Genomic DNA, 14,463 nt, shown 5'->3' with positions numbered 1-14,463 from the left:
GAGACATGTATGTTTATTCTACCCAAAAGAAGCCTTTCTTTTGGGTTTATTTGTTATATAATAGTTTATCCTCTCATGCCATCTTCTCATTCTCCTTGCCATAAGGAGTGAGAGCAATGAATTTCCAATCAAACATTTCTGCATTTTTACAGGACAGCTTGTCCAACCACACTATACCGATTGTGGAGACCTTCACAGTCGATACGCTGACACCCATTCAAATGGTAGAGAAGCTCGATAGGGAGATTACGTATCTTCTTGAAAGCAAGGATGATACTTCTAATTGGTCGAGATATTCGTTTGTCGGCCTGAATCCATTTCTCACAATTAAAGAAGAGCAGAGCCGTTTTACAGCCGCTGATCAGGACGGCAGAGCTCTTTATACAGGAAGTGAACTCAAAGAAGTTCTGAACTGGATGAATTCCACGTACAAAATCAAAACGCCAGAGCTTGGCATTCCTTTTGTCGGCGGAGCTGTTGGGTATTTAAGCTATGATATGATCCCGCTGATTGAACCTTCTGTTCCTCCGCATACAAAAGAAACAGGAATGGAAAAGTGTATGCTGTTTGTTTGCCGGACAATAATTGCGTATGATCATGAAACTAAAAATGTCCACTTTATCCAATATGCAAGACTCAATGGCCAGGAAACTGAAAACGAAAAAACCGATGTGTTTCATCAAAATCATCAAGAGCTCCAAGACCTCATTGAAAAAATGATGGATCAAAAAAACATAAAAGAGCTGTTTCTCTCTGCTGATTCATATAAGACGCCCAGCTTTGAGACTGTCTCTTCTAATTATGAAAAATCGGCTTTTATGGCTGATGTAGAAAAAATCAAAGAATATATAAAAGCGGGCGATATCTTCCAAGGCGTTTTGTCACAAAAATTTGAGATTCCGATAACAGCAGATGCCTTTGAGTTATACCGAGTGCTGCGGATCGTCAATCCTTCTCCGTATATGTATTATATGAAACTCCAAGACAGAGAAATAGTCGGCAGCTCTCCGGAACGGTTAATCCACGTTCAGGACGGGCACTTGGAAATCCATCCGATTGCCGGAACGAGAAAACGGGGCGCAGACAAAGAGGAAGATGAAAAACTCAAAGTTGAGCTAATGAAGGATGAAAAAGAAAAAGCAGAGCACTACATGCTCGTTGATCTTGCCCGGAACGATATCGGCAGAGTAGCAGAGTATGGATCTGTATCTGTGCCGGAGTTCACAAAAATTGTCTCCTTTTCACATGTCATGCACATTATCTCGGTGGTTACAGGCCGATTGAAAGAAGGGGTTCATCCTGTCGATGCACTGATGTCCGCTTTCCCGGCGGGAACGTTAACAGGCGCACCAAAAATCCGTGCCATGCAGCTTTTGCAAGAGCTGGAGCCAACACCGAGAGAGACATACGGAGGCTGCATCGCCTACATCGGATTTGACGGTAATATCGACTCTTGTATTACGATTCGCACTATGAGCGTAAAGGACGGTGTTGCATCGATACAAGCAGGTGCTGGTATTGTTGCGGATTCTGTTCCGGAAGCCGAATACGAAGAAAGCTGTAATAAAGCCGGTGCGCTGCTGAAAACGATTCATATTGCAGAAGACATGTTCCATAGCAAGGAGGATAAAGCTGATGAACAAATTTCTACAATTGTGCGTTGACGGAAAAACACTCACTGCCAGTGAGGCAGAAACGCTGATGAATATGATGATGACAGCGGAAATGACTCCTTCTGAAATGGGCGGTATATTGTCTATTCTTGCTCATCGGGGAGAGACGCCAGAAGAGCTTGCGGGCTTTGTGAAGGCGATGCGGGCGCGCGCTCTTACCGTAGATGGACTTCCTGATGTTGTAGATACATGCGGAACCGGAGGAGACGGTATTTCTACTTTTAATATCTCAACGGCATCTGCAATTGTTGCCTCAGCAGCCGGTGCGAAAATCGCTAAGCACGGCAATCGCTCTGTCTCTTCTAAAAGCGGAAGCGCTGATGTTTTAGAGGAACTAGAGGTTCCAATTCAAACTACTCCCGAAAAGGTCAAAAGCAGCATTGAAACAAACAACATGGGATTTCTTTTTGCGCCGCTTTATCATTCGTCTATGAAACATGTAGCGGGTACTAGAAAAGAACTAGGTTTCAGAACGGTATTTAATCTGCTTGGACCGCTCAGCAATCCTTTGCAGGCGAAGCGTCAGGTGATCGGGGTCTATTCCGCTGAAAAAGCGGGACTGATGGCAAGCGCACTGGAGATGTTTCAGCCGAAGCACGTCCTGTTCGTATCCAGCCGCGACGGTTTAGATGAGCTTTCAATTACGGCACCGACTGATGTGATTGAATTAAAGGACGGAGAGCGCCGGGAATACACCGTTTCACCCGAAGATTTCGGTTTTGCAAATGGCAGAATTGAAGATTTACAAGTGCAGTCACCGAAAGAGAGTGCCTGTCTCATTCAGAATATTTTTGAAAATAAAAGCAGCAGTTCCGCTTTATCTATTACTGCTTTTAATGCAGGGGCTGCGATATACACGGCGGGGATAACCGCTTCATTAAAGGAAGGAACGGAGCTGGCGTTAGAGACGATTACAAGCGGAGGCGCTGCCGCGCAGCTTGAACGACTAAAGCAGAAAGAGGAAGAGATCTATGCTTGAAAATATTATCAAACAAAAGAAAGAAGAAGTAAAAACACTGGTACTGCCGGAAGAGCAGCTTTTCGAAAAACGTTCATTTAAAGAGGCGCTGGCAAGTCCGAATCGGTTTATCGGATTGATTGCCGAAGTGAAGAAAGCGTCACCGTCAAAAGGGCTTATTAAAGAGGATTTTGTCCCTGTACAGATTGCAAAAGACTATGAAACTGCGCAGGCAGATGCGCTTTCCGTATTAACAGACACCCCGTTTTTTCAAGGGGAAAACAGCTATTTATCGGACGTAAAGCGTGCTGTATCAATTCCTGTACTCAGAAAAGATTTTATTATTGATTCTCTTCAAGTGGAGGAATCGAAAAGAATCGGAGCGGATGCCATACTGTTAATCGGCGAGGTGCTTGATCCCTTACACCTCCATGAATTATATCTTGAAGCAGGTGAAAAGGAGATGGACGTGTTAGTAGAGGTTCATGATGCTTCAACGCTTGAACAAATATTGAAAGTATTTATGCCTGCTATTCTCGGCATAAACAACCGAAACCTAAAAACATTTGAAACCTCTATAATGCAGACAGAACAAATCGCATCTCTCGTACCGAAAGAATCCCTGCTTGTCAGCGAAAGCGGAATCGGTTCTTTAGAACATTTAACATTTGTCAAAGAACATGGAGCACGAGCTGTGCTTATCGGTGAATCATTGATGAGACAAACATCACAGCAAAAAGCAATCCATGCTTTGTTTGGGGAGTGAGGATGTGAAGAAACCTGCATTAAAATATTGCGGCATACGGTCACTGCAGGATTTGCAGCTTGCAGCGGATTCACAGGCTGATTATCTGGGCTTTATTTTTGCTGAAAGCAAACGGAAAGTATCTCCGCAAGATGTGAAAAAGTGGCTGAGTCAAGTTCATGTCGAAAAACAAGTTGCGGGTGTTTTTGTTAATGAATCGATAGAGACAATGTCACGCATTGCCGAAGACTTGAATCTCGACGTCATTCAGCTTCACGGAGATGAGGTACCGGCGGATGCCGATGCTCTTCGCATGCTGACAGGTTGCGAAATATGGAAGGCGCTTCACCATCATGAGAACACAATTCAAGAAATAGCCCGTTTTAAAGTTGGTGTGGACGGCTTTGTGATTGATTCATCTGTAAAAGGGCAAAGAGGCGGCACTGGTGTTGCTTTTTCTTGGGACTGTGTGCCGGAATATCAGCAGGCGGCTGCGGGCAAACGCTGCTTTATCGCAGGTGGCGTGAATCCGGACACCATCACAGACCTATTGAAATGGCAGCCGATAGGAATTGACCTTGCCAGCGGAATCGAAAAAAACGGACAAAAAGATCAAAATCTGATGAGGCTTTTAGAAGAAAGGATGAACCGATATGTATCCATACCCGAATGAAATAGGCAGATACGGCGATTTTGGCGGAAAATTTGTTCCGGAAACACTCATGCAGCCATTAGAAGAAATTGAAACTGCATTTAAAGAGATCAAGGATGATCCCGCTTTTCGTGACGAATATTACAAGCTGTTAAATGACTATTCCGGCAGGCCGACTGCATTAACATACGCTGATCGAGTCACTGAATACTTAGGCGGTGCAAAAATCTATTTGAAACGAGAAGATTTAAACCATACAGGTTCTCATAAAATCAATAATGCACTAGGCCAAGCGCTGCTTGCTAAAAAAATGGGCAAAACGAAAATCATTGCTGAAACTGGCGCCGGGCAGCACGGCGTTGCCGCTGCGACAGTCGCAGCTAAATTCGGCTTTTCCTGCACTGTATTTATGGGCGAGGAAGACGTTGCCCGCCAGTCTCTTAACGTTTTCCGAATGAAGCTTCTTGGAGCGGAGGTTGTGCCTGTAACAAGCGGAAACGGCACATTGAAGGATGCCACAAATGAGGCGATCCGGTACTGGGTTCAGCATTGTGAGGATCATTTTTACATGATCGGATCAGTTGTCGGACCGCACCCTTATCCGCAGGTCGTCCGTGAATTTCAAAAAATGATCGGTGAGGAGGCGAAGAATCAGCTGAAACGCATTGAAGGCGCTCTGCCAGATAAGGTGGTGGCGTGTGTAGGCGGAGGAAGCAATGCGATGGGCATGTTTCAGGCGTTTTTGGATGAAGATGTTGAACTCATCGGCGCTGAAGCAGCCGGAAAAGGAATTGATACCCCTCTTCATGCCGCTACTATTTCGAAAGGAACCGTAGGTGTCATTCACGGTTCATTGACTTATCTCATTCAAGATGAGTTCGGGCAAATTATTGAGCCTTACTCCATTTCAGCAGGACTTGACTATCCAGGAATCGGTCCAGAGCACGCTTATTTGCATAAGAGCGGCCGAGTCACTTATGACAGTATCACAGATGAAGAAGCGGTGGATGCATTAAAACTCTTGTCAGAAAAAGAGGGGATTTTGCCGGCAATCGAATCTGCCCATGCGTTAGCAAAAGCATTCAAACTTGCTAAAGAGATGGATCGCGATCAAATGATTCTCGTCTGTTTATCAGGACGGGGAGATAAGGATGTCAACACATTAATGAATGTATTGGAAGAAGAGGTGAAAGCGCATGTTTAAATTAGACCTTCAAGCGTCAGAAAAATTGTTTGTCCCGTTTATTACGGCGGGCGATCCATTGCCTGAGGTTTCGGTTGAACTGGCGAAGTCTCTCCAAAAAGCGGGTGCCACGGCACTGGAGCTTGGTGTTGCATACTCAGACCCGCTTGCAGACGGTCCGGTGATCCAGCGGGCTTCGAAGCGGGCGCTTAACAATGGAATGAATATCGTAAAGGCAATCGAATTAGGCGGAGAAATGAAAAAAAACGGAGTGAATATTCCGATTATCCTCTTTACGTATTATAATCCTGTGTTACAATTGAACAAAGAATACTTTTTCGCTTTACTGCGGGAAAATCATATTGACGGTCTGCTTGTTCCGGATCTGCCATTAGAAGAAAGCGCCAGCCTTCAAGACGAATGCAAAAACCATGAGGTGACGTATATTTCTTTGGTTGCGCCGACAAGCGAAAGCCGTTTGAAAACCATTATTGAACAAGCCGAGGGCTTCGTCTACTGTGTATCTTCTCTAGGTGTGACCGGTGTCCGCAATGAGTTCAATTCATCCGTGTATCCGTTCATCCGGACAGTGAAGGATCTTAGCGCTGTGCCGGTTGCTGTAGGGTTCGGTATATCAAACCGCGAACAGGTCATGAAGATGAATGAAATTTGTGACGGTGTCGTAGTGGGAAGTGCGCTCGTCAGAAAAATAGAAGAATTAAAGGACCGGCTCATCAGCGCTGAAACGAGAGATCAAGCGCTGCAGGAGTTTGAAGATTACGCAACGGCGTTTGGCGGCTTGTACAGTTTAAAATGAGGTGACTGGATTTGCGTATCAAAGAACATTTAAAACAGCTGAAGCCTTATCAGCCTGGAAAGCCGATTGAAGCAGTGAAATCAGAATATGGCTTGGATAAAGTTGTGAAGCTTGCTTCAAACGAGAATCCATACGGCTGTTCAGAAGCTGCAAAAGAGGCGCTTCATCACGAAATTCAACAGCTTGCGCTTTATCCGGACGGATATAGCGCCGCTTTGCGCACAAGGCTCAGTGAGCACCTCAATGTCAGCGAAACATCACTTATTTTCGGAAATGGTTCAGATGAAATCATTCAGATCATCTGCCGGGCATTTTTAAACGAGAAAACGAACACGATTACTGCTGCTCCGACTTTTCCGCAATATAAACATAATGCGGTCATTGAAGGTGCTGAAGTTCGTGAAATCGCACTTCGGCCCGACGGCTCACATAATTTAGACGCCATGCTTGAAGCGATTGACGAACAGACACAAGTCGTTTGGATATGCAGCCCAAATAACCCGACAGGCACTTATACATCAGAAGGGGAATTACTCGCATTTCTGGAGCGCGTTCCATCTCGTGTCCTCGTTGTTCTAGACGAAGCATATTATGAATATGTAACAGCAGAGGATTACCCGGAGACTGTGCCGCTCTTAAACAAGTACTCCAATTTGATGATATTACGGACATTTTCAAAGGCTTACGGTCTGGCTGCGCTCAGAGTCGGATACGGAATTGCTGACGAGAACCTGATTCGCCAGATTGAGCCGGCAAGAGAGCCGTTTAACACCAGCCGTCTAGGCCAGGCTGCTGCGATCGCAGCGCTTGATGATCAAGCGTTTATTGCTTCCTGTATCGAGCAAAATAAAGCAGGTCTCCAGCAATATTATGATTTTGCGAAGACTCATGGTTTAAAGTGCTACCCTTCACAGACAAACTTTGTGTTAATTGACTTTAACCGTCCGGCCGATGAACTGTTTCAGGCTCTGCTGGAAAAAGGCTATATTGTCCGGTCGGGAAATGCATTAGGTTTCCCGACATCACTCCGGATTACGATCGGAACAAAAGAGCAAAATGAAGAAATTCTTGCAATTTTAGCTGAAATTTTGTAAGAGGTGATCAAATATCACCTCTTTAGTCTATAAATCAGGTGATGACATATGAACCAAATCAAAGATACAATATTGCTCGCCGGTCTCGGATTGATAGGCGGTTCGATTGCGTTAGCGATCAAAAAAAAGCATCCCGGCAAACGGATTATCGGAATCGACATCTCTGATGAACAGGTGGTTGCCGCTTTAAAATTAGGTGTGATAGACGAGCGTGCTGATTCGTTTATTAGCGGTGCGAAAGAGGCGGCTACAGTGATCATTGCGACGCCTGTCGCGCAAACGCTACTTATGCTTGATGAGCTGGCTCATTCAGGGATTGAACATAAGCTTTTGATTACCGACGTAGGAAGCACAAAGCAAAAAGTGGTTCATTACGCAGACAAAGTGCTGCCTAGCCGCTATCAATTTGTCGGAGGGCATCCGATGGCAGGTTCACACAAATCAGGAGTGGCCGCTGCGAAGGAGTTCCTGTTTGAAAATGCATTTTATATTTTAACGCCAGGCCATAAAACGGACAGACAAGCGGTAGAGCAGTTAAAAAGCCTGCTGGAGGGGACGAATGCCCATTTTGTGGAAATGTCACCAGAAGAGCATGATGGCGTTACAAGCGTGATCAGTCATTTTCCGCATATTGTCGCAGCAAGCCTTGTTCACCAAACCCATCATTCGGAAGAGCTTTATCCGCTTGTTAAGCGTTTTGCTGCCGGCGGGTTCAGGGATATTACAAGGATTGCATCAAGCAGCCCGGCAATGTGGCGGGATATTCTATTACATAATAAAGATAAAATTTTGGACCGTTTTGATGAGTGGATTCGTGAAATCGAGAAGATTAGGACATATGTAGAACAAGAAGATGCGGAAAATCTATTGCGTTATTTTAAAACGGCCAAGGATTATCGCGACGGGCTGCCGCTTCGGCAGAAGGGCGCGATACCTGCATTTTATGATTTATACGTGGATGTTCCCGATCATCCGGGTGTGATTTCCGAGATAACGGCTATCTTAGCTGCGGAGCGCATCAGTATCACGAATATCCGCATTATTGAAACACGAGAAGATATTAACGGGATTCTAAGAATCAGTTTTCAGTCTGATGATGACCGCAAACGGGCTGAACAATGCATTGAAGCCCGGGCGGAATATGAAACTTTTTATGCTGATTGAGGTGGAAAATAATGAAAATAGAAAAGGTGCAGGCCTTAAACGGAGAAATACACATTCCTGGTGATAAATCCATTTCACACCGCTCCGTCATGTTCGGTGCACTAGCGAAAGGCACAACAACTGTTAAAAACTTTCTGCCGGGTGCGGATTGTCTGAGCACGATTGATTGCTTTAGAAAAATGGGTGTTGAAATTGAGCAAAACGGCAGCGATGTAGTGATTCACGGAAAAGGAATCGATTCCTTGAGCGAGCCAGAAAGCCTTTTAGATGTCGGAAATTCAGGTACAACGATTCGCCTGATGCTCGGCATTTTGGCGGGCCGTCCATTTTACAGCGCGGTAGCTGGAGATGAGAGCATTGCGAAGCGCCCGATGAAACGTGTCACTGAGCCTTTGAAACAAATGGGGGCTAAAATCGACGGCAGAGCCGGCGGAGAATTTACACCGCTGTCAGTGAGCGGCTCTTCATTAAAAGGAATTGATTATGTATCACCTGTTGCAAGCGCGCAAATTAAATCTGCTGTTTTACTGGCCGGATTACAGGCTGAGGGCACAACAACCGTCACAGAGCCTCATAAATCTCGGGACCATACTGAGCGGATGCTTTCTGCATTTGGCGTTAAACTTTCTGAAGATCAAACGAGTGTTTCCATTGCAGGAGGCCAGAAACTGACAGCTGCAGATGTTTTTGTTCCTGGAGACATTTCTTCAGCGGCTTTTTTCCTTGCTGCGGGCGCAATTGTTCCAAACAGCAAGATTGTATTGAAAAACGTAGGTTTAAATTCGACTCGGACAGGTATCATTGACGTCCTTCAAAACATGGGGGCAAAACTTGAAGTCAAACCGTCTGCTGCCGACAGTGCAGAGCCTTATGGAGATTTGGTCATAGAAACGTCATCTCTAAAAGCGGTTGAAATCGGAGGAGATATCATTCCGCGTTTAATTGATGAAATCCCTATCATCGCGCTTCTTGCAACTCAGGCGGAAGGAACTACCGTTATTAAGGATGCGGCAGAGCTTAAAGTAAAAGAAACAAACCGCATTGACACCGTGGTTTCCGAGCTTCGTAAGCTGGGTGCTGAGATTGAACCGACAGCAGATGGAATGAAGGTTTATGGCAAACAAACACTGAAAGGCGGCGCAACAGTGTCCAGCCATGGAGATCATCGGATCGGAATGATGCTTGGTATCGCTTCCTGTATAACGGAGGAGCCAATTGAAATCGAGCAGACAGATGCCATTCATGTTTCTTATCCAACCTTCTTCGAGCATTTAAATAAGCTTTCAAACAAATCCTGAAGCTCTTGCTTCAGGATTTGTTGTGCAGATTGACTGTAAGAATCATAATTCGAGGGAAAAAAACATAGCTTGTCTTAAGAGGGAAAAGAAAAACGAAAAGGGGGGATGCGCTTTACTTACAAGCCGGCAGGTCATAGAGCTGCTTTACTGTACAGAGGGCGATCTTCCTTTTTTCATTTTCTATCTCAAGATCTTTTGGTAAACTAATAAGACTCAATAATTCCCTGCCGTACAGCAAGCATCTTATTTGCCGGGGACATTCGTCTGAATTATGATAAGATTAACCCGAACAAATAAAGCTTTTTTGTATGGTTGATGTTGTATAGGAAAAGAAAGGACCGGTCCGATTTGAATACATTGATTCAAGAAGCCATAAAATTAGTTGAAGCAGGTGAAACAGAAAAAGGCCTCAACACTCTCTCGAAGGCTGAAAAACAGCTCCATGATGAAGATAAAGCCATCGCTGCCCAGCTTTATTATGAGTGGGGCAATGTAGAAAAAGCAATTTCACTGATCAGTGATTTACATGATTTATATCCAAATGAAACAGAACTGACGAATTTTTACGCTGAACTTTTAATAGATATTGACGAAGAAGAAAAAGCCCTTGCTGTGCTGGAAACCATTCCGGAAACAGATCCATCATACCCGGAAAGTTTGCTGCTTATGGCGGATCTTTATCAAATGCAGGGGTTATTCGAAGTCAGTGAGCAAAAGCTTTTACAGGCAAAGTCCATTCTGGACAATGAACCCGTTATTGATTTTGCGCTGGGCGAACTTTATTTTACTCAGGGAGCTTATGCAAAAGCGGTTCAATATTTTAAAACAACGGCTGAGGAGCAGAGTGAGATCGGAGGCGTTAATGTCCATCAAAGACTGGCAGAATCGTTAAGTGCCTCAGGTGAATTTGAGGATGCCATTCCGTGGTACGAGAAAGCTGTTGATGAGAATCCTGATCCTAATACGATTTTCGGCTATGGGTTTACAGCCCTACAGGCGGGGCTTGTTAAAACAGCTATTAAGCAGCTGTCTGATTTAAAGGAGCTTGATCCATCTTATTCTTCACTTTATATGCCGCTTTCGAAAAGCTATGAAGCTGAAGGAATGTATGAAGAGGCATTAAAAACGGCAAAAGAGGGTATCAGATATGATGAATATAACAAAGAGCTTTTTCTCTATGCCGCAAAAATGGCCTTGAAAATCGGGAAGTCAGAAGATGGGAAACAGCTGCTTCAGGAGGCGCTTGCGCTTGATCCGGGCTTCGTCGAGGCACTTCATACACTTCTTGCCGTGTATCATAAAGAAGAGGATTATGAACAGATCATTGATCTTATTCAAGAGGTGCGCGGCTACGGGGAAGAAGATCCGAAATACAATTGGTATCTTGCGAGCGCATATACCGAATTAGAGCAATACGAGGAAGCAAAACAATCCTTTGAGGCTGCCTTTCTTCACTACCGTGAGGACAGAGATTTCTTATATGAATACGCAAGCTTCCTATTGGAAGAAGGACTTCAAAAAGAAGCACTGCCGCTTTTGAAAAAGGTTCTCGAAATTGACGGAGCCAATGAAGAGCTGGAAGAAACGATTTTGCGAATCGAGGATGAATTTTCTAGATAAGCAGGAATATTCACCATTCGTGTGGAACATATAAGTATATAGATTATACGAACGATAGAGGAGGGAATTACATGCAGACCCCTGTTTCTGTCAATGAGAAAAAGGATTTTATCCGTTGGTTTTTAAACCATTATCAGTTAAAGCGCCGAGAGTGCGTTTGGATCTTGAACTACTTAATGAGCCATGATTCTCTCATGGAGAAAGTTCATTTTGTGGAGCAGGCAGAATTTTGCCCGAGAGGCATTATAATGTCAACACATTGTGTTGAAGAAGTTCCGTTTCGGTTCTATAAAGAGAATGTCATGACAACCGACGCGGAAAAATCTTTTCATGATATTAGATTAAATAAACAGCAGGATTTGTTTATCCAGCTTAATTTCCGTTCAGCTTACAGCTCACCTGAGTATGCGGCGGTGCTGGAGTCTAACCCTCATATTCCGAAGGATCTGTTTGAGAACAAAAAAGATCAGGGGTTGGCTGAACAAATTTTAGAGCACGCTATTTCCACATTCCAAAGAGAAAAATTATTAAAAGACATTGACGACGCGCTAGATCGTCATGATAAAGAAGCATTTGAACAATTATCGCGCCAATTGAATCAGCTCACATAATATGACCAGCCTTGCAGCGTATTGCAAGGCTTGTGGTCGTAAAGGGGGAGAACGATGAGGTGGAGAATCACTGATGCCAAGGACTATTTACAAACTAAAGATTACATTGATACCGCTGTCATTCCATTAATTAACATAAAAGTAGGTGCGCATTTCAAAATAACGGCAGAGAAAGGAGAATTCACACAGCTTCTGTCAGATGAACTAGAAAGGCAGTTAAAGGGACGGGTATATTTACTGCCCCCTTATACATATGTTGATAGAAATGAAAAAACCGTTCAAGGACTTAAGGACCTGCGGGAAGAGCTTATATCAGAATTTCCGCATGTTGTACTGCTCACGTCTGACGAAAATTGGAATAGTGAGGATGCGTTAGGCAAAATCATTGTGACACCGTCTGTTCCGTTAGAGCATTTAAATGACTCTTTAAAAAGAAAAATATTAGATGAACGCACTGCTGAAATTTTGAACGTTTTGTTACAGTTGTGGAGCACCTCGTAAAAACACTTACATTTCCTTATGAACAATATTTTGGCTATATTGACCTTGCTGAGAGATTCATATATTATGAGGGTGTCTAGAGTTATTGCAATATTTTCTATTTTAGTCAGTTTGCAGGGGTGACCTAGAGGGGGGAGAAGAGATGGGCGGAAAACATGATATATCCAGACGTCAATTTTTGAATTATACGCTCACAGGCGTAGGGGGTTTTATGGCGGCTAGTATGCTCATGCCTATGGTTCGCTTTGCACTCGACCCGGTATTAAAATCGACAGGAAAGCAGGACATGGTTCAGGTTGTCAGCGTAGATGAGCTGACAAAAGAGCCGCAGCGTTTTGATTTCAAAATTAATCAAGTCGATGCCTGGTATGAGTCAGAAGAGTCAAGATCAGCCTGGGTCTTCAAAAACGGGGATGAAATTGTAGCACTTTCGCCAATTTGTAAGCATTTAGGGTGTACGGTGAACTGGAATAGTGATCCTAAAAACCCGAATAAATTCTTTTGTCCATGCCATTACGGACTCTATGAAAAGGACGGCACCAATGTCCCGGGCACGCCGCCGCTTTCGCCTCTTGATCATTATGAGCAAGAAGTAAAAGACGGCTTCCTGTATCTTGGAAAAGCAAAGCCTAAGGGGGAAGGGTGACATGCTGAACAAAATTTATGACTGGGTAGATGAGCGGCTTGATATTACACCGATGTGGAGGGATATTGCCGATCACGAAGTACCGGAACATGTGAATCCCGCCCATCATTTCTCTGCGTTTGTGTATTGCTTTGGGGGACTGACGTTTTTTGTAACCGTTATCCAAGTGTTATCTGGAATGTTTTTAACGATGTACTATGTGCCTGATATCAAAAATGCCTGGGAATCGGTATATTATTTGCAAAATGAAGTGGCATTCGGCCAGATCGTCAGGGGAATGCACCACTGGGGTGCGAGCCTGGTCATTGTGATGATGTTTTTACATACACTGAGGGTCTTTTTCCAAGGGGCGTATAAAAAGCCGCGCGAGCTGAACTGGATTGTCGGTGTGCTGATCTTTTTTGTCATGCTCGGGCTTGGCTTTACAGGCTACTTGCTTCCTTGGGACATGAAGGCTCTGTTTGCAACAAAAGTCGGGCTGCAGATCGCTGAAGCCACGCCTTTGATCGGGACGCAAGTCAAAACACTCCTTGCGGGGCACCCGGATATTGTAGGCGCCCAAACGCTGACTAGGTTTTTTGCGATCCATGTATTCTTTCTTCCTGCCGCATTGTTCGGGCTGATGGCTGCACATTTTATTATGATCCGGAAGCAGGGGATTTCAGGACCGCTTTAAACTCTTGATCTGCGAATAAAAGGGAGGGGATGACATGCACCGGGGCAAAGGGATGAAATTTGTAGGCGACTCAAGGATACCGGCTGAAAAAAAGCCGAATATACCGAAGGATTATTCGGAGTATCCCGGTAAAACAGAGGCTTTCTGGCCGAATTTCTTGTTGAAGGAATGGATGGTTGGAGCTGTCTTTCTGATCGGTTTTCTTGTTTTGACGATTGTGCATCAGCCGCCTTTGGAGCGGATGGCGGACCCGACTGATACAGGTTATATTCCGCTGCCGGATTGGTATTTTCTTTTCTTATACCAGCTGTTGAAGTATGAATACGCCGCCGGGAGTTTTACAGTCGTCGGCGCCATGATTATGCCGGGACTCGCTTTTGGCGCCCTGCTTTTGGCGCCATTCCTTGACAGAGGAACAGAAAGAAGGCCGTGGAAGCGTCCTGTTGCTGTCGGTATGATGCTTTTGGCCATTTCTGCTGCTGTGTTTTTGACGTGGCAGTCAGTTGCTACTCATGACTGGGCCAAGGCAGAAGAACAGGGGAAAATCACAAAAGAAGCTGACATTGACACCAATGCAGAGGGATATAAGGTATTTAAGGAGCAGGGCTGTATTTCTTGCCATGGGGATAACCTCCAAGGGGGAGCGGCCGGGCCTTCATTGGTTGACAGCGGACTGAAACCGGAAGAAATCAAAAAAATCGCTGTTGAAGGGAAAGGCAAAATGCCGGCGGGTGTGTTTAAAGGGAATGATAAGCAGCTCGAAGAACTTGCGAAATTCATTTCTGAAACAACTGCAAAATAACGTATTGTGAATTGCGAAATGGA

Annotated in this window: 15 protein-coding genes; all 15 read left to right on the top strand. The window is 44.6% G+C overall.

Translation table 11 applies throughout. The features are described from left to right. The first annotated feature begins 116 nt into the window (after positions 1-116). The 15 genes from trpE to M1M80_RS11535 all read left to right on the top strand — a co-directional run bounded on the left by trpE (position 117) and on the right by M1M80_RS11535 (position 14,440). Positions 117-1,664 carry an anthranilate synthase component I gene (trpE, locus tag M1M80_RS11605; RefSeq protein WP_060398906.1) on the top strand — a complete coding sequence of 516 codons (1,548 nt, stop codon included), beginning with the start codon at positions 117-119 and terminating at the stop codon, positions 1,662-1,664. Further along, positions 1,636-2,652, top strand: a complete 1,017-nt coding sequence (gene trpD / locus M1M80_RS11600) for an anthranilate phosphoribosyltransferase (RefSeq protein ID WP_060398905.1) — start codon at positions 1,636-1,638, stop codon at positions 2,650-2,652. The genes trpE and trpD overlap by 29 nt, the downstream gene beginning before the upstream one ends. Next, positions 2,645-3,397 (top strand): indole-3-glycerol phosphate synthase TrpC, encoded by a 753-nt coding sequence (gene trpC / locus M1M80_RS11595; protein WP_060398904.1) that lies wholly within the window; start codon positions 2,645-2,647, stop codon positions 3,395-3,397. The genes trpD and trpC overlap by 8 nt, the downstream gene beginning before the upstream one ends. A gap of 4 nt (positions 3,398-3,401) precedes the next feature. Continuing rightward, complete coding sequence (locus M1M80_RS11590; protein WP_060398903.1) at positions 3,402-4,049, top strand: phosphoribosylanthranilate isomerase; 648 nt, start codon at positions 3,402-3,404, stop codon at positions 4,047-4,049. Beyond that, entirely contained in the window at positions 4,030-5,232 is a 1,203-nt protein-coding gene (gene trpB / locus M1M80_RS11585) for a tryptophan synthase subunit beta (RefSeq protein WP_060398902.1), read from the top strand. The genes M1M80_RS11590 and trpB overlap by 20 nt, the downstream gene beginning before the upstream one ends. Continuing rightward, positions 5,225-6,028: a tryptophan synthase subunit alpha gene (trpA, locus tag M1M80_RS11580; protein WP_060398901.1), complete on the top strand. Its 804-nt coding sequence runs from the start codon at positions 5,225-5,227 to the stop codon at positions 6,026-6,028. Before trpB ends, trpA begins: the two co-directional genes overlap by 8 nt. A gap of 11 nt (positions 6,029-6,039) precedes the next feature. Then, entirely contained in the window at positions 6,040-7,122 is a 1,083-nt protein-coding gene (gene hisC / locus M1M80_RS11575) for a histidinol-phosphate transaminase (RefSeq protein WP_060398900.1), read from the top strand. Between the two features lie 48 nt (positions 7,123-7,170). Beyond that, positions 7,171-8,286, top strand: coding sequence for a prephenate dehydrogenase (locus M1M80_RS11570; RefSeq protein WP_060398899.1), 1,116 nt, complete (start codon positions 7,171-7,173; stop codon positions 8,284-8,286). An 11-nt stretch (positions 8,287-8,297) separates the two neighbouring features. After that, positions 8,298-9,584: a 3-phosphoshikimate 1-carboxyvinyltransferase gene (gene aroA / locus M1M80_RS11565; RefSeq protein WP_060398898.1), complete on the top strand. Its 1,287-nt coding sequence runs from the start codon at positions 8,298-8,300 to the stop codon at positions 9,582-9,584. 348 nt (positions 9,585-9,932) lie between these two features. Continuing rightward, complete coding sequence (locus tag M1M80_RS11560) at positions 9,933-11,204, top strand: tetratricopeptide repeat protein (RefSeq protein ID WP_060398897.1); 1,272 nt, start codon at positions 9,933-9,935, stop codon at positions 11,202-11,204. 71 nt (positions 11,205-11,275) lie between these two features. Beyond that, positions 11,276-11,815, top strand: a complete 540-nt coding sequence (locus tag M1M80_RS11555; protein ID WP_003225551.1) for a ReoY family proteolytic degradation factor — start codon at positions 11,276-11,278, stop codon at positions 11,813-11,815. A 54-nt stretch (positions 11,816-11,869) separates the two neighbouring features. Beyond that, complete coding sequence (locus tag M1M80_RS11550) at positions 11,870-12,316, top strand: YpiF family protein (RefSeq protein ID WP_060398896.1); 447 nt, start codon at positions 11,870-11,872, stop codon at positions 12,314-12,316. Between the two features lie 142 nt (positions 12,317-12,458). Next, complete coding sequence (locus tag M1M80_RS11545; protein WP_004398062.1) at positions 12,459-12,962, top strand: Rieske (2Fe-2S) protein; 504 nt, start codon at positions 12,459-12,461, stop codon at positions 12,960-12,962. A gap of 1 nt (position 12,963) precedes the next feature. Beyond that, positions 12,964-13,638, top strand: coding sequence for a menaquinol-cytochrome c reductase cytochrome b subunit (gene qcrB, locus M1M80_RS11540; protein WP_003225560.1), 675 nt, complete (start codon positions 12,964-12,966; stop codon positions 13,636-13,638). A 34-nt stretch (positions 13,639-13,672) separates the two neighbouring features. Continuing rightward, entirely contained in the window at positions 13,673-14,440 is a 768-nt protein-coding gene (locus M1M80_RS11535) for a menaquinol-cytochrome c reductase cytochrome b/c subunit (RefSeq protein ID WP_004398051.1), read from the top strand. Positions 14,441-14,463: the final 23 nt, after the last annotated feature.

This window comes from Bacillus inaquosorum (assembly GCF_023238325.1).
GTDB classification, from domain to species: Bacteria; Bacillota; Bacilli; order Bacillales; family Bacillaceae; genus Bacillus; species Bacillus inaquosorum.
Note: the sequence above shows the minus strand (reverse complement) of the source record. Positions and strands in the feature narration are given on the sequence as shown.